Below are 17,266 nucleotides of genomic sequence, written 5' to 3'. Positions count from 1 at the left end.
AATTCAAATATTATTCAATTATTATTTCCAAGTAGGAAGATAAGAACCTAAGAAATTCTCATTATAAACTTTTTCTACTATTTCAGATTGATAAGTTGCTACAACTTTTTTGTATAATTCATTATCTTTATCTTTAGTTCTTGCAGCTATTAAATTAACAAAAGATTTTCCGCTGTAAATAGAAGGGTCATCTTTGAATATATAATCAGAACCAGGATTCAAACCGAAGTCTATAGCATAGTTTCCATTGATAACAGCACAAGCAACATCAGGTAAAACACCATAAATAGCACCAGCATCCATTTCTACTATTTCAACATTTAAAGGATTTTCTATTATATCGCTTACGCTAGGAGTATCTCCTGCCTCAGGTTTTACTTTAATGATTCCAGCAGCCTGAAGAACTTTTAAAGCTCTTCCACCATTAGAAGGGTCATTAGGTATAGCTATTTTATCGCCGTTTTTTAATTGTTTTACATCTGTAATATTAGTAGAATAAATATTCATAGCAGATATATAAGTATCAGCGATAGCAGTTAAATCATATCCTTTATTTGATACTTCATCATTAAAGTATGCATAGTGTTGGAAAGCGTTCAAATCAATCTCTCCATCATTTAAAGCCTGATTAGGTATAGTATAATCAGAGAAAGATACTAACTCTACTTTTATTCCTTCCTCAGCTAATTTTTCTACTATAGGATTCCAAATTTGATAATCAGACTCTCCTGCAAAACCAACTTTAACTATTTTTTGATCACCAGAAGAAGTATTTCCGCATGATAATATCATCAATGATAATATAGCTGATGATATCAATAATAAAATTTTTCTCATTGTCGCTCCTTTATAAAATTTTAATTAAATTAGTTTATCTAGATTATATTATTTTTTGAATAATTTCAATAAAAACTATTAATAATTGATGATAATTCCCTTTAATTTTCCTGATTCAACAACCTCTTTTATTCTTTTTTTATAAGCTTCTGCTATTTTTTTATAAACACCATTATCCTCATCTTCCAATCTTGCCACTATAAGATTAATATACATATCTGATTCATATTTACTAGGATCATCATAATATAAAATATTTGAATCTTTAAAATCAAAATTAAGATTGAGATTAACAAAAGCCCCATCAACAAAAGACATAACAGAATAAACATCATCAGCCTCTACAGCTACAAACTCTAATTGTAAATAATTTTCTCTTACATCATTTGTAGTAAAATTGTAATTAACATTATTCTTCTTAGTTAATCTTAATAATCCTATAGATTCCAATATTTTTAATGATCTTGATAAATTTACTTCATCTTTTGGTACTGCTATCTTTGAATGTAATTTTAACTGAGATAAATTAGTTAAATTTTCTGAATACATATTCATAGCCGCTATAAAAGTTTTATCTATAATACTCAAATAATAATCATTTTTATTTGTAGCATTAACAAAATAAGCGTAATGCTGAAAATGATTCAAATCTATATGACCACTATTTAAAGCTTTGTTTATTATAGAATAGTCTGAAAACTGTATCAATTCTAATAAAATATTCTGCTCTTTCATTTCATTAGACACATATTCCCATATACTCATATCAAGTTCGCCTATATATCCTATTTTTACCACTTCCTCTTTTTTACAATTACAAGAAATAATAAATAGTAATAAAAATAAAATAAATAATAATTTTTTCATTATATGAATCCCTATATATAATTATTAGTCAATCGCAATAAGACCATCTAATATATTTTTATCTATATTTTTCTTCATCTTCTGTCTATAGCTTTCTGTTATAAACTTATAAAGATTAGAATTTCTATCTTTTTCTCGGCATACAATCAAATTAGCATAGGACATCAAACCAGCATGCGAATATTTTGATATATCATCATAAAATATAATCTTATAATTTATATAGTCTGAAATAAATCCATAATTTATAACTGCCGCATCAACCTTATCCATATTAAAGTAAATTATACTTGCATCCATAGGTATAAACTGAATATTCAAATTATTTTCTATAATATTAGTTATACTATAAAAATTATTATCAAACCTTTCAAGCTTTATAATATTAGCCACTTCTAATACTTGCAATGCCCTTGATAAATTTACTTCATCATCTGGAATAGCTATTTTAGCATTTGACGATATCTGATTTATATTCGTAATAAATTTTGAATATATATTCATAGGTGCAACAAAAGTTTTGCCTAGAATATGAAGATCATAATTATACTTATTAGTTTCATTCACAAAGTAAATATAGTTTTGAAAAGAATTCAAATCTATCTCTCCATCATCTAATGCCTTATTTAAAAGCTCATAATCCTGAAAATACACAAGTTCTAACTTAGTATTTTCGATTCTAAGCTCCTCGTCTATCTGCCTCCATATATCATAATCAAATTCTCCTATATGCCCTACAGTTACAACTTCAGGCTCAGGAGTTTCACAAGAAATAATATTGATTAATAAAAAAATTTTAATAAATATTTCATAGTTTCCCCCCAACTAAAAACTATAAAATTACCAAACTGCTATATATACTCCTTTAAAATTTTTATCATATATATCCTTAACTTCATCAGATTGGTATGCTTTTATTATTTTTTTATATATTTCATTATCTTTTTCTTCTGTTCTAACTGCTATAATATTTATATAATTTTTATCAGTATAATTACTTGGATTATCCTTAAATATAGAATCTCTATAAGGATCAAGTCCAAAGTTTAAAGCAAAATTACTATTAATAACTGCACATGCTATATTTGGAAGCAAACCATATATAGTTCCAGCATCAACTTCAATTATATCTAAATTTAATTTATTTTCTTTTATATCATTAATAGTAGGATTTTGTTTATATATATTTTTTAATTTTATCAACCCAGCAGCTGCTAATACTTTTAAAGCTCTGCCTCTATTAGAATCATCATTAGGTATAGCAACTTTATCATTCTCTTTAATCTGATTAATATTTGTTATATTATCAGAATATATATTCATAGCTGCTAAACATGTATCTGCTATAGCAGTTAATTCATATCCTTTATCTTCCAACTCCTTATTAAAAAATGCATAATGCTGAAAATTATTTAAATCTATCTCCCCATCATTAAGAGCCTTATTAGGAGAAGAATAATTAATGTATGATACCAATTCTATTTCTATATTATCATTAGAAACTTTTTTCATCACCTCTTGCCAAATAATTTTATCCGATTCTCCTATATATCCCACTCTCACTATATGAACATTTTTATCTGCATTAGAGCATGAAACAGAAAATATAAAAATAAAAAATAAAATTATTCTTCTCATAGCATTATCATTTTTATATAATACAATTCTCTTTAATAAATTTTATAATTGAGAATTTGTTTTAATATATTAAGTATATAATATTTATGAATACATATAATACTATAAAAATATTATTACATATTCAAAGCTAATTCATAATTCTTTTTCATCACACTGCAAGATTCATTAAATAATTTTTTCTCTTCATCATTCATATTTAATTCAATTATCTCTTCAACTCCATTTCTTCCAAGCACAGCAGGAACAGAAGCATAAACATCATTTTGTCCGTATTCTCCATTTAGATACACTGAAACAGGAAGAACCCTATGCTCATCACAAAGTATAGCACGTGCAACTTCAGCTAAAGCAGTACCTATTCCGAACTCTGTAGAGCCTTTACCTTCTAAAATATCCCATCCTCCTCTTCTTCCTTTATAAGCCAATTCATTTAAATCGAGTTTTGAGTATTTATCTTTTTCTTTCATAAGCTCAAATAAAGGCTTTCCTGCTATAGTAACTGCTGACCATGCCACCATCTGACTTTCTCCATGTTCGCCTAAAGCATAAGCATATATTGATTTCTGATCAACATTAATTGCCTCTGATATGGCTCTTCTTAATCTTGCAGAATCTAATGTGGTGCTTGTGGATATTATTCTCTTAGGATCATAATTCAATTTGTTTTGTAAATAATGAGTTATAACATCAGCAGGATTAGAAATATTAATTATGATTCCTGAAAACTTTGTATTTTTTATTTTAGATGTTATATCTTTCATAACCTCTATTGTAGCACCTAAAGTATCCATTCTAGTTTGATTCATATTAGGCAAAGGTCCGGCACATACCACCATTATATCAGCATCATCTATATCTTTATAACTTCCAGCTTTTACTTCCACTCTATGAGGTAAATAAACTGTAGAGTCAAATATATCTAAAGCCTGAGCGAATGCCTTCTTCTCGTCTATATCTATATAAATTATTTCTTCAACTAAACCTTGAGCCGCCAATGCATACCCAACATGCGAACCTACATGTCCTGCCCCTATCAATACAGCTTTTCTTCTTTTTAATAAAGTTTCCATGAACAATTCAATTCCTATATATTATTTTTTATCAATGCGTAGATTTTTTTACTATAAAATTTCCAATAGCCTGTATAATTCCAACAAGTATTACAAGAAGTATTACAGATACATATATAATATCTAATTTATTTCTATAATATCCTGATTGTATAGCATAAGTTCCAAGTCCGCCTGCACCTACAGCTCCAGCCATAGCAGTGAGTCCTATTAAACTAATTATTGTTATAGTAGTTCCTCTTGCTATAGGAGCAATACTTTCTTTTAAATATACTCTAAAAATAATAGCTATAGGAGATGATCCCATAGACTGTGCAGCCTCTACCAATCCCGGATTAACTTCGGATAATGCACTTTCTATCTGTCTTGCAAAGAAAGGAACAGTTCCGAATATTAATGGTATAATAGCTCCTTTTACCCCTATTGCAGTACCCATTATAAATCTTGTAAGAGGTACTAACATAGCAAGAAGTATTATAAATGGTATTGCTCTGAAAAAGTTAATTACTTTACTTAGCACTTCATATAACAATATATTTTCCATTATTCCAAATTTTTTAGTAACTATTAAAAGTACTCCTAAAAATCCGCCTATGAAAAATGATATTATTCCAGAATAAAAAAGCATTACAAAAGTTTGTATTATACTTTGATAAAGTCTAGGTAAATCAGCCATAACATTAGGCATTAAATTATTCATCATATCTAGCATCTTTTATTACCTCTACATCTACATTTTGTTCATTAAGAAACTCTATGCTTTTTGTTATACCATGTTTTTCTTTTTCATGAAGTATAACAACAAGTCCCCCTAAAAGGCTTTCATCTATAAGCTCAACATTTCCAAATATTATATTGACATCAACATTAAACTTTCTTGAAATATGAGATATTAAAGCCTCTCCTACAGAATCTTTTTTATATTTTAATCTTACTATACATTCACCTTGTTTTAATTCTGTTATATTATGTTTTTCTTCTATAAGTGTGTATATCTTAGATACATTTGAAGTAGTATCTATAAAATCCTGAGTGATTTGATTTTGAGGATGAGAGAATACTTCAAATATATTACCTTCTTCTATTAAACAGCCTTTATTCATAACTGCCACTCTATGACATAATTCTTTTACAACACCCATCTCATGAGTTATTACAACTATAGTTATTCCAAGTTCTTCATTTAATTTTTTTAATAACTTCAATATAGATGATGTTGTTTGCGGGTCTAAAGCACTGGTAGCTTCATCGCATAAAAGTATTTGCGGATCATTAGCTAAAGCTCTAGCTATTGCAACTCTTTGTTTTTGTCCGCCGCTTAATTGCGAAGGATAAACATATGCCTTTTCTTTTATATCTACAAGTTCAAGTAAAGACATAACTTTTTTTTCTATTTCTTCTTTTGAAAGTCCTCTGTATCTTAATGGGTATGCAACATTTTTAAATACTGTTCTTGAACCGAATAAGTTAAACTGCTGAAATATCATGCCTATTTTTTTTCTTTTTTCTCTAAGCTCTCTAGGTTTTAAAGATGTTAATTCCTCTCCGCCTACATAAACTTTTCCTGATGTAGGTCTTTCTAATAAGTTTATACATCTTACTAAAGTTGATTTTCCCGCCCCAGAAAAACCTATTATGCCGTATATCTCGCCTTTGTTTATTTTTAAAGATACATTATTAACTGCATTGAGCTGTTTATTCTTAGCAGTTTTAAATACTTTACTGACATTTTCTAAAACTATCATCTATTATCCTGAAAATTAGATTATAAAATTTATTGAAAATAAAACCCATTTTTTCAATTATATATTTTTAAATATATCTGTCAATACTGATAAAATGTTTAATTAAAAAATACTTATTAATAAATAATTATAAGATTAAATGCGGTTAAATAAATTGCTAATATAATAAAAACTTGGGCGGGTGCTGTAATTTATAATAAAAACAGAAAGATAAATTAAAGTAAAAATTACATATTAAATAATAAAGAATAAAGGGCGGGGTATGTAAATAAGTTTTAAAACTTAATTACATCTATGCCCGCACTTTGAAAATTATAAACTGATTATTGTTGTTGTATACTCATCTTATTTAATTTATTGCTTAATCTATGTAAGTAATAAGTAATGAATATAAAAACCCCCATTACAGCAACATGATCCATAAAGAAAAATATTGCAGCTTCTTCAGCTTTAGGAACTTTGGCAATTACAAACATATTAATATAAAAACCTCTTTTTATAAAAGAAATTACTCCATATACTGCTATTATCAAACCTATCAATATATATATTTGTTTTTTTATATTTATAATTTTTTTGCTCATGTTTATAAATATTCCCCAATGCATTCCCAAATGTACAGACATCAATATAAATCCCCAATAACTGCAAACTATATGCATTTTTTTATTAAATACTTTGATACTGCTAAGATTAAGAAACTCTACTAAATCTCTATTAAATAATATACCGCTTATAACTAATCCAAACATACATATAAAAAGCATAACATTTATAAATGTATTAAGCGATCTATTTAAATTATATTTTCCTTTAGGCAGATTTTTATACCAATTAATATTCATTACATTATGAAGTATAAAAAATACAAAAATTAAAAAGCCTAAATATTCATGTATAGTTCGTCCTGTAAAATGATATCCCATCAAAACGAAATAAAGAACTGTCATTATTATATCTATAATTATTTTAATCCTATTTCTCATCTATAATTTTCCCCCTATTTACAAAATTAGTCAATCATCTCAATTATTAAAATAATATAGCATGCTATTTACTTTATTAGACGAATTAATTTGTTAAAAGTTTCCTATAATTTATTTTTTGTAAAAAAATTTATATATTTTTTTATTATTTATTATTGTTATGATATAATTTTTTAAAGCGAGATTTTTTATATATAATAAAGTCATTGCTAGCAATAATAAGAAATCCATAGAAATTAGGAATATAATTTCTATGGACTCTAGAGTAAATATGATTGAAAAAACTTAGTATATAAATAAAAATGAAAATTATTTGCTTGGTTTGAAAAAGTTTAATCTCAAAGCATTAGTAACAACAGAAACAGAACTTAAACTCATAGCAAGAGCAGCAAATATAGGATTCAAAAGTAAATCCTTACCCATAATAGCAGTTAAAAAACCTCCTATGGAAGAAGCTATTAAAGGCTCTCTGAATACATGCAAAACTCCTGCCGCTATTGGTATGCCTATAACATTGTAGCAAAAAGCCCAGAATAAATTTTGTTTTATATCTCTCATAGTTGCCTTGCTTAATTCTATGGCAGTTACAACATCATTTGTATTTGATTTTACTAATACTATATCAGCACTTTCAATAGCAACATCAGTGCCGCTTCCAATGGCAATACCAACATTAGCCTGAGTCAAAGCAGGTGCATCATTTATACCATCGCCTACCATAGCAACAGTTAAACCTTGATCCTGAAGTTTTTTTACTTCATTAGATTTTTCTTCAGGTAATACTTCTGCAAATACAATATCAATACCAGCTTCTTTAGCAACTGAATTAGCTGTGTTTTTGTTATCTCCTGTAATCATTGCGGTTTTTATTCCAAGTTTGTGAAGTCTGTTTATTGCCTCAATGCTTTCTTTTTTTAATTTATCAGCAACTGCTATTATTCCTAAAAGTTTATTGTCGTAGGCAACATACATAGGAGTCTTACCTTCTTTTGAAAGTTTATCCATATATGAATTATAATTTTCTGTGTTGATATTTTCTTTATTCATGAGTTTGTCATTGCCCATTAAAACTTTTTTGTTATCAATAAATACTTCTATACCAAAACCAGCTATGGCTTTAAAATTTTCTATATTAAGAAGTTTAATATTTTTTTCTTTGGCCTCTCTTACTATTGCCTCGCCTAAAGGGTGTTCACTCCCATTTTCAGCACTTGCCGCTATTAAAAGAAGTTTATCTTTATCATCAGAAATAATATCTGTAACATAAGGCTTTCCCTCTGTAAGAGTACCTGTCTTATCGAACATAACAGCATTTATTTTTTCAGAAACTTCTAAGGCTTCAGCATTTTTAAAAAGTATTCCTAGTTCAGCACCTTTTCCAGTACCAACCATTATAGCTGTAGGTGTAGCAAGTCCTAAAGCACAAGGACAAGCTATAACAAGTACAGATACAAATACTGTTAAAGAAAATACAAAATTATGAAGAGCTATAAACCAAATTATACCAGATATCAAAGCTATAGTTATTACAGCAGGAACAAAGTATGAAGAAACAACATCAGCAATATGTGCTATTGGAGCTTTTGAACCTTGTGCATCTTCTACAAGTTTTATAATCTGTGCTAATGCTGTGTCAGCTCCTACTTTTTGAGCTTTGAATTTGAAACTTCCTGTTTTATTTATAGAAGCACCAACTACTTTATCCCCTACACTCTTTTCAACTGGTATGCTCTCCCCTGTAAGCATGGATTCATCAACACTGCTGTATCCTTCTATTATTTCCCCATCAACAGGAATCTTCTCTCCCGGACGAACTAATACTATATCATCAACTTTTACGTCTGCAATCTTTATCTCTTTTTCTTCTCCGTCTTTTATTATAGTAGCAGTTTTAGGCTGAAGTCCCATAAGTTTTTTTATTGCCTCGCCTGTCTTTCCTTTGCTTCTAGCCTCTAAATATTTTCCAAACTGTACTAATGTTATTATAACAGCAGCTGACTCATAATAAAGATTTTCACCATGAGGATTGAGTCCCATAAATGCCAAAACAGTAGAATAAATACTATAACTGAATGCCGCAGTTGTTCCTATTGCCACAAGCGAGTCCATATTAGGTGAACCTCTGAAAAGCGCAGGAAAACCTAATGTATAAAATTTATATCCTGATATCATAACAGGTACGCATAAAAATATTGCTACTATAGAAAAAACTTGAGGATTAATATGATGCACCAAAAAACTAGGTATTGGAAATTTAACGAAACTTACCATAGGTGCCATTGATATATAAAATAAAGGTATGGAAAATATTGCTGATACTATAAGTCTTATTTTCTGCTCTTTTATCTCTCTTGCTTTTACGATTGCCGGATCTTCTTCTTTAGCTAAAACCTGATATCCTGCCTTTACTACAACATTCACTATATCATCATACTTAAGCTTTTTTTCATCGTAATTGAATACAGCTTTTTCAGTAGCTATATTAACATTGGCATCTTCAATACCTTCTGTTTTTTTCAAAGCTCTTTCTACTGCCCTTGAACATGCAGCACAATGCATGCCTCCTATTTTTAAAGTCATTTTCATATATAAACCCCTGTATAAAAACATATTTCATTTTACTATTTTTCACAAAATGTTACAACAATCTAACAATATAATTATAATAAATTTTTAATAAAATTCAAGTAGGGTGTATGGGTATATATAAAAAATAAATAAAAAATAGGCTATATATCAATATAAAGCCTATTTTTAACTTATTTCATAATATAATTAATTTCTTCTAATTTTTTCCAATTTTTCAGCTGTGATGTAATATCTGTAATTCTCACCTTTAAATAATATTATAATATTAAAGTCTGTTATAGAATCATCTCCAACTTTCATTGTCAATGTATAATCACCTCTATCATCAATTGTATAATATGTATGTTTCTCATTATCCAACTGAATATTATCAAAATGGAAAATATTTCTAATATGTACTGAAGCTATTTTTTCTTCTTGATAAATATCAACATATATCTGTATATCTTCAGGACCTGTAAGAGGAACTCCATCTAAACCTTTAGTAGTTAATTGAGCTTTTCCGCCGTATTCTACAATACCATCTAATATTCCAATAGGCGGCTCATTAGGTTTAGAATCTATATTATTATCTCCTCCTACAGTTTCATTATCATTGCTATTACCATGATTATTTGGTTCAGTAGACTCATTTTCACCGCTATTACCATTATTATCAGAAGAAGTATTATCTAAATTATTGTCTGTACTTCCTGAATTAGAGTTATCTTCTGTATTTTTTGTTACATTATTAGTGTTTTGAACAGGATTTGCAGGGTTATTCTTTGCACATGATACAGCAAATAAAATTATCATTATAATTAAAAATATTTTTGATTTCATTTTTTATTTCCTTATATTTTCTATATACTAAATATAATATTTATATATAAAAAGTAAAAATTTATTTCATAATATATTTATTATAAAATATCAAACTAAATTTACATTAATAAGGATAAAACTAATAAATTTAAGAATTTTGTTGAAAATTATCATATAATAGTAATGTATTTTTACTAAATGATAAAATTATATATATCACTGTAAAAATACATAAAATATAAAGAAAAATAAAAAACGAAATTATTTATACTAATCAAATAATTTATAATACAAATTATACTTTTATATTAAATCATTTATTTTTTAAATAATTATCAAAATATTCTATAGTCTTTTTCAAACCATCTTCCAATTTATATTCTGGCTTCCAATTAAGTTTTTCTTTAGCCAATGTGATATTAGGCTGTCTTTTTATAGGATCATCTTTAGGAAGATCTTTGAAAACTATTTCTGATTTTGAATTAGTCATTTCTATTATTTTCTGAGCAAATTCTAACACTGTCATTTCAGCTGGATTTCCCAAATTTACAGGGCCTATAAAGTTATCTGCATTCATCATTTTTACAGCACCATCTATCAAATCATCGCAGTAACAAAAACTTCTAGTTTGGCTTCCATCTCCATAAACTGTAATAGGAATATTTTGAAGCGCCTGTATAACAAAATTTGAAACTACCCTACCATCATGTTCATTCATTCTAGGTCCATAGGTATTAAATATTCTAATTATCTTTATATCCGTTTTATACTCCCTGTAATAATCCATCATCAGAGTTTCAGCACTTCTTTTACCCTCATCATAACAGCTTCTTATGCCATTAGGATTAACATGTCCCCAATAGCTTTCATTTTGAGGGTGTTCTAAAGGATCTCCATATACCTCACTAGTTGAAGCCTGAAGTATTCTAGCATTACAATCCCTTGCTAAATTAAGCATATTAAGTATACCGAAAACGCTTGTTTTAAAAGTATGAACTGGATTTCTTTGATAATGTATAGGAGAAGCAGGACAAGCAAAATTATAAATTTCATCGCATTCTATATGTATTGGCTCTGTTATATCATGTCTTATACTTTCAAAATTTTTATTATCCAATAAATGTTCTATATTTTCTCTACTGCCTGTGAAGAAATTATCTATGGATATTACATAATTTCCTTCTTTTAATAATCTTTCACATAAATGAGAGCCCAAAAAACCGGCTCCGCCTGTTACAATAATTCTTTTCATTATAAATATCCTCATATATTCATTATAGCCATAGTATTATAACATATAATTAAATATTTCAAAACCTTATTCTAATTCCCACCCTTTATATTTTCTATATCAATTTAAAATTAAAAATCTATTTATATTTAATGATTCAATTATAAAAGCATGCCCACCCTAGTATTAATTAGATTTACAACTAGCTTCACGCACGGTAAACAAATTCTCAAATATAAATAATATTTGAATTATTAATTGATTTATATTTTTTGCTTAACTTAGCGTGCGTTGTTTAAGCTATAATTTTAAAAACCACTCGGGTGGGTGTTAACATTTCTTAATAAACATAAAAGAAAGAAAAAGTGCGATTTCAAAACAAATACCTAAAAGCATAAAGGGTGGGGTATGTAAATAAAATTTTTAATTATAACATATATTAATGACAAAAATTGTCACTTTTATAAAAAATTACAAAATAAATAACTTTAAATGCATTAAATAAATTCCTTAAGGTTTTTTTATATTACCGTTAATATGAGCAGTTAATTACTAAAAAAGGAGTTATTAGTATGACTATAAATAGAATAAATAACAATGTACAGCAAACAGCACAAGTTCAAATGCCTGCTCCTAAAGAAAATATTGCAGCTCAAAATCCTACTAATATACAAAAGATAAGCCAGCAAGGAAGCGGTATGTCTCCTCTTTCAAGCAGATACACTTATGCAATAGGACGCGATGGTAAAAGATACGTTTTACAGCTTAGAATAGATATATCTTCTGTAAGAGCTTTTAGTTCATTAGCTTAAAATATATTTTTTGTATTATTTTTATATTATGTAAACATTTATACATTAGAAATATTTTTTGTAAGGATAGTTCTATGTTGAATATTAGTATATAAAAGCTGGAATTTAAACTTCCAGCTTAATAATATTTTATTTAACTAGATTTCTTTACTACTATTCTGTTGCCTTCTACAAGAATAACTTTTAAACTGCTGCCTTTATTTATGAATTCGCCTTCACTAACAGCATCATACTTCTTTCCATCTATGACTATATATCCTGAAGGTCTGAAAAAAGTATCGGCCACTCCCTCTTTGCCAATTAAATCATCATAAGAAACACTTGAATGATATCCAGAAGTATCACTATCTAATGTAATTTTATCTTTAAAATCTTTTGATTTAGTCATAAACCTTGCAATCAATATTATAAGTATGATATCTATTAATAAAGAAATAAATATCACAAAAGAAGCTACAGCTATATTATGTATTCCGAAAGAAATAAACACTCCGGCTACAATTCCAATTATTCCAAGTATTCCTGTAATTCCAAAACCCGGTATAAGAAATAGCTCAACACAAAGAAGAATAGCACCAAGTACAAATATAGCAGGTGCCAAAAATGTGCTGCTTCCTGAAAAAAATTGAATAAAGAAAAATACAGCAAAAGCTATTATAGCTGTCACACCTCCGACACCAAACCCAGGAGTTTTTATTTCAATATATATACCAGCTACTCCTATAGCCATTAATATACTTAAAACTAAAGGATTCAAAAGAAATTTCAATACTGAATCATAACCTTCTTCTTCTATATTCACTATTTCAGCATTACTCATATTTTTTAATTCTAGTATCTCATTTATAGAATTAGCTTTTTTATCAGCTATATTTATGGAGACTGCCTCATCAGCACTTAATGTAAGTAAAGTTTTATCATCTAAATCTATACCATCACTTTTCTTAGTTAAAACTATAGTTTCATCAACCATAGATTCAGCAGCTTTAGCATTCTTTTTTGTAGTTTCTGCAGATGATCTCATTGCAGCACGCATGGCACTAACCTCTTTTTCTCCTGCCTTTTTAGGTTCATTGCCATTTAAATATACAGGAGTTGCCGCACCTATAACACTTCCATCAGACATATAAATTTCTTTTGCACTCAATGATATCAAAGCCCCAGCAGATAATGCATTCTTATTAATATAAACCACTACAGGTACATTGCTTTCCATAATATAATTTTTTATAGATAAAGCTGAAGAAAGAAGTCCTCCCGGTGTATCAAGTTCTAATATAATCAAATCTGCTTTTTTATCATTTGCTTCATCTATGGCTTTCTTTAAATATCCGGCATACCATCTATTTATCTCTTGAAATTCCTGTTTTTTTATAACATAAACTTTACCATCTTTAGAATATAAATAATTAGAAAAAATAAAAATGCCCAAAAAAAGCATTATCAATATATTATTAAATTTTTTCATAAATCCCACTCTCTCATTAAATATATTATTATTTTAGTATAACTTATATTTTTTTCAAGCATAATTATAATATATAAGACTTTATTCTAATTCCCGCCCTTTTTTCTATAAAATACAATTTAGAAATTTCTGCTTAATCATTCTTATATGCCAATACTGAAATTATAACGCCCGCCCAAACTTTATTCAAATTTATAGTCTTTTCAACGCCGTTTAGTAAGACTATAATTTATTGATTAAATTATAATTAAAAAACAGCATATATTTTAAGCGTATTAAACCGGCGGTGAGAAAGTAACAAATTTAAAAAAATCTTGGGTGGGATGCTAATGAATTCTAATTGAGTCATTAAGAAAATTAAAAGTTTGAATTCAGATTTAAATTATAAATATAAAGGGTGGGGAGTGAAAATAAAGCTTTAAAACTTAATTATATACCCCGCCCTTTTTTCTATAAAATACAATTTAGAAATTTCTGCTTAATTATTCTTATATGCCAATACTGAAATTATAACGCCCGCCCAAGTTTTATTTATACTGTAGAATTTTTTCATGACTGAAGACTTATTATCAATGTACCTGCCACTATAAAAAGCACACCTATAATGATTTTTATATTCAAAGCCTCTTTTAAAAATATTGCTGCTAATATTATGGTAAAAACTATAGAAAGTTTATCTATAACTATTACCTTGTTAACATTTCCAATCTGTAAAGCCTTGAAATAAAAAAGCCATGATAAACCTGTCGCTATGCCTGATAATACTATAAATATAATAGTCTTTGTATTGAGATTTTTTATAGTCTCTATTGTGTTTATAGAGTTCACAGAATTTGTATAAAAAACTATAACCCAAGACATTATTAATATTATAATAGTTCTTATGGCAGTTGCTAAATTTGAATTAATTCCAGCTAAACCTATCTTTATAAGTATAGCAGTGAGAGATGCAAATATTGATGATAATAATGCAAAAATAATATCCATAGAAAAGCCTTTAATTTTTAATATAGTGTTTTTAGTATTATGTTTTTGATAATGAATTATTTTTTGTTCATAATATTTTTATGAAGATAAAGCACATTATCTAAAAGCATAGAAACAGTAACGCTTCCAACACCATTAGGCACAGGAGTAATATAAGAAGCTAACTTTGAAGCCTCCTCAAAATTAACATCTCCTTTTAAAGAACCGTCCTCTAATACATTTATACCTATATCTATAACAACAGCTCCTTCCTTTATATATTCTCCTGTGATGAATTCTGCCTTTCCTATAGATACGCATAATATATCAGCATTCTTACAAAGCTCTTTTAAATTCTTAGTCTTTGAATGTGCTATTGTTACAGTAGCTGACTTTTGTAAAAGTAAATGAGCTAAAGGCTTACCAACTATCTCACTCCTTCCTATAACAACAGCATTAGCACCTTCTATATTTATTCCAGACTTCTCTATTAAAGCCATAGCACTCTTTGCAGTACATGGAGCTAAATTGCTATCCCCTATAAATATCCTTCCCAAATTAACATGAGATATTGCATCCGCATCCTTTTCTATTGAAATAGTTTCATAAACTTTTTTCTTGCATATATGTTTAGGAAGCGGCATTTGAATCATTATTCCGCTTGTTTCTTTTTCTTTATTTAAATATTCTATCAATGTTAAAAAATCTTTCTCTGTTGTAGTTACAGGAAGATTATGCAAAGAACCTATCATTCCCACACTTTCAGCCTGCTTCTTTGCTCTTGTAAAATAAACCTCTGTAGATTTATCATCTTCAAAATATAGAAAATCTATTCTTGGTTTCTTTTCAAAAAGTTCTGTTTCCTTCCTTATTCTCTCTTTTATCTCTTTTGCTAATTCTCTTCCATCTAAAATATCAGACATATAAACTCCTAATAAAATTATATTGTTGCTTTTTATAATAATATAATGCCGTAAAATAAAATACAAGTATAGATTTTTTAATATTTATATTGTATATTATTTAACTATGATAAAAAAAATATTCATTATCTTTTTTACTGCCATAACTATAAGCAGCATGTCATTTGCTCAGAAAAAAATAATAATATTTGAAACAGACTATAGTAATAATTATAACTCTTATGCTGTTAAAGATATTATAATAAAAAACTTATTCGTTAATTCTGATTTTCGTATAATACCTTATATGCCTTATAAAAAAAATAATTATAAAGAAATAAAATCTAAAATTAAAGAACTCACATTAAATAATAATGCAGATTTATCAATAACCTATGATCTATTTAAATATAAAAACGGACTTGTACTTAACTATGTAATATTTAACAGAGAAAAACCTAATGAATGGAAAGAAAAAAATATATATTCCAAAGAAGAAAATTTCTTTGAATCTATTAATAAAGTATTAGAAGATATATGTTCCTATTCCCAAAAAAATAATAATCTTATAACAGAAAATGAATATATTCCTCTTATAGGGTATTATACTCAAATAGTCAATAGTAATGAAAATAATAATGATGAGAAAAAAATTTATGAAATGTTTTTTAATTTCTACAAAGACAATATTTATTTTAATATGGATTATTTAGAATACCTCACAGAAAAAGGAAATAGAAATTCTTTTAATGATATGAATATAATAGTAGAAAACATGGAAAAATCTTTGGATAAAAATAATCATTATTATTTATCTGCTTTAGGAGATTTATACTACAGTAAATATAAAATCAATGTTGAAAATGAAGATATAGAAACAGCCATAGAAAATTATACAAAAGCAGTAAATGCTAAAAATTATAATTACATATATTATAAAAAACTTGCTAATGCTTATATACTCAAAAATGATTATGATAATGCTTCAAAGTCTTATAATGAAGCTATAAAAATTTATGATAAAGACACTGCTTTAATAAAAGATGCTGTTTATTTACTTAAAAGAGATATGAATAAAAATGGAAATTTAGTAATAGAATATTTAAAGAAGATTATTGATATAAATAAAAATGATGATGAGGCTTTAGAAGAATTAGCAGGTATATACGAAAATCTTGGTGATAAATATAATGCACAAATCTATTACAATAAACTTCTTGAGGCTATTAATTATAATCTTTATATAATCAATAATGAAAAGCCTAATCCAGTACTGTACGATAAATACATAAAAAAACGAAATGATATAACAAAAAAACTTGATAAATTGAAAATATAATTATTATGT

The 17,266-nt window shown here is 27.2% G+C and carries 16 protein-coding genes; 2 read left to right on the top strand and 14 right to left on the bottom strand.

The window, feature by feature from the left end; all coding sequences use genetic code 11:
* Nucleotides 1-21: 21 nt before the first annotated feature.
* The 11 genes from BINT_RS00185 to BINT_RS00135 all read right to left on the bottom strand — a co-directional run bounded on the left by BINT_RS00185 (nucleotide 22) and on the right by BINT_RS00135 (nucleotide 11,791).
* Nucleotides 22-837, bottom strand: coding sequence for a MetQ/NlpA family ABC transporter substrate-binding protein (locus tag BINT_RS00185; RefSeq protein WP_014486527.1), 816 nt, complete (start codon nucleotides 835-837; stop codon nucleotides 22-24).
* A gap of 78 nt (nucleotides 838-915) precedes the next feature.
* Nucleotides 916-1,704 (bottom strand): MetQ/NlpA family ABC transporter substrate-binding protein, encoded by a 789-nt coding sequence (locus BINT_RS00180; RefSeq protein WP_014486526.1) that lies wholly within the window; start codon nucleotides 1,702-1,704, stop codon nucleotides 916-918.
* A gap of 24 nt (nucleotides 1,705-1,728) precedes the next feature.
* Nucleotides 1,729-2,529: a MetQ/NlpA family ABC transporter substrate-binding protein gene (locus tag BINT_RS00175; protein ID WP_014486525.1), complete on the bottom strand. Its 801-nt coding sequence runs from the start codon at nucleotides 2,527-2,529 to the stop codon at nucleotides 1,729-1,731.
* Nucleotides 2,530-2,544: 15 nt separating this feature from the next.
* On the bottom strand, nucleotides 2,545-3,342 hold the full coding sequence (locus BINT_RS00170) for a MetQ/NlpA family ABC transporter substrate-binding protein (RefSeq protein ID WP_014486524.1): 798 nt from the start codon (nucleotides 3,340-3,342) through the stop codon (nucleotides 2,545-2,547).
* Nucleotides 3,343-3,458: 116 nt separating this feature from the next.
* On the bottom strand, nucleotides 3,459-4,415 hold the full coding sequence (locus BINT_RS00165) for an L-lactate dehydrogenase (protein WP_014486523.1): 957 nt from the start codon (nucleotides 4,413-4,415) through the stop codon (nucleotides 3,459-3,461).
* Between the two features lie 31 nt (nucleotides 4,416-4,446).
* The gene (locus BINT_RS00160) at nucleotides 4,447-5,127 is read right to left on the bottom strand and encodes a methionine ABC transporter permease (RefSeq protein ID WP_041177117.1); all 681 of its coding nucleotides are present in this window, start codon (nucleotides 5,125-5,127) and stop codon (nucleotides 4,447-4,449) included.
* Nucleotides 5,108-6,160: a methionine ABC transporter ATP-binding protein gene (locus tag BINT_RS00155; protein WP_014486521.1), complete on the bottom strand. Its 1,053-nt coding sequence runs from the start codon at nucleotides 6,158-6,160 to the stop codon at nucleotides 5,108-5,110. The genes BINT_RS00160 and BINT_RS00155 overlap by 20 nt, the downstream gene beginning before the upstream one ends.
* A gap of 323 nt (nucleotides 6,161-6,483) precedes the next feature.
* Complete coding sequence (locus tag BINT_RS00150) at nucleotides 6,484-7,146, bottom strand: DUF4405 domain-containing protein (protein WP_041177116.1); 663 nt, start codon at nucleotides 7,144-7,146, stop codon at nucleotides 6,484-6,486.
* A 309-nt stretch (nucleotides 7,147-7,455) separates the two neighbouring features.
* On the bottom strand, nucleotides 7,456-9,732 hold the full coding sequence (locus BINT_RS00145) for a heavy metal translocating P-type ATPase (RefSeq protein WP_014486519.1): 2,277 nt from the start codon (nucleotides 9,730-9,732) through the stop codon (nucleotides 7,456-7,458).
* 189 nt (nucleotides 9,733-9,921) lie between these two features.
* Nucleotides 9,922-10,557 carry a hypothetical protein gene (locus tag BINT_RS00140; RefSeq protein WP_014486518.1) on the bottom strand — a complete coding sequence of 212 codons (636 nt, stop codon included), beginning with the start codon at nucleotides 10,555-10,557 and terminating at the stop codon, nucleotides 9,922-9,924.
* A gap of 295 nt (nucleotides 10,558-10,852) precedes the next feature.
* The gene (locus tag BINT_RS00135) at nucleotides 10,853-11,791 is read right to left on the bottom strand and encodes a UDP-glucuronic acid decarboxylase family protein (protein WP_014486517.1); all 939 of its coding nucleotides are present in this window, start codon (nucleotides 11,789-11,791) and stop codon (nucleotides 10,853-10,855) included.
* Between the two features lie 551 nt (nucleotides 11,792-12,342).
* Between BINT_RS00135 and BINT_RS00130 the strand changes: the two genes are divergently transcribed.
* Nucleotides 12,343-12,582, top strand: coding sequence for a hypothetical protein (locus BINT_RS00130; RefSeq protein ID WP_014486516.1), 240 nt, complete (start codon nucleotides 12,343-12,345; stop codon nucleotides 12,580-12,582).
* Nucleotides 12,583-12,715: 133 nt separating this feature from the next.
* Here the strand turns inward: BINT_RS00130 and BINT_RS00125 are convergent, their stop codons facing one another.
* The 3 genes from BINT_RS00125 to BINT_RS00115 form a co-directional block, all read right to left on the bottom strand.
* A complete protein-coding gene (locus BINT_RS00125; protein WP_041177115.1) occupies nucleotides 12,716-14,050 on the bottom strand; it encodes an NfeD family protein in 1,335 nt (444 codons plus the stop codon).
* A gap of 549 nt (nucleotides 14,051-14,599) precedes the next feature.
* Complete coding sequence (locus BINT_RS00120; protein ID WP_014486514.1) at nucleotides 14,600-15,037, bottom strand: EamA family transporter; 438 nt, start codon at nucleotides 15,035-15,037, stop codon at nucleotides 14,600-14,602.
* A 56-nt stretch (nucleotides 15,038-15,093) separates the two neighbouring features.
* On the bottom strand, nucleotides 15,094-15,939 hold the full coding sequence (locus BINT_RS00115) for a bifunctional 5,10-methylenetetrahydrofolate dehydrogenase/5,10-methenyltetrahydrofolate cyclohydrolase (protein WP_014486513.1): 846 nt from the start codon (nucleotides 15,937-15,939) through the stop codon (nucleotides 15,094-15,096).
* Between the two features lie 106 nt (nucleotides 15,940-16,045).
* Here BINT_RS00115 and BINT_RS00110 point away from each other — a divergent pair, with 106 nt between their 5' ends.
* Nucleotides 16,046-17,257 carry a tetratricopeptide repeat protein gene (locus BINT_RS00110; RefSeq protein ID WP_014486512.1) on the top strand — a complete coding sequence of 404 codons (1,212 nt, stop codon included), beginning with the start codon at nucleotides 16,046-16,048 and terminating at the stop codon, nucleotides 17,255-17,257.
* Nucleotides 17,258-17,266 lie beyond the last annotated feature (9 nt).

The organism is Brachyspira intermedia PWS/A (assembly GCF_000223215.1).
Taxonomy (GTDB): Bacteria; Spirochaetota; Brachyspiria; order Brachyspirales; family Brachyspiraceae; genus Brachyspira; species Brachyspira intermedia.
Note: the sequence above shows the minus strand (reverse complement) of the source record. Positions and strands in the feature narration are given on the sequence as shown.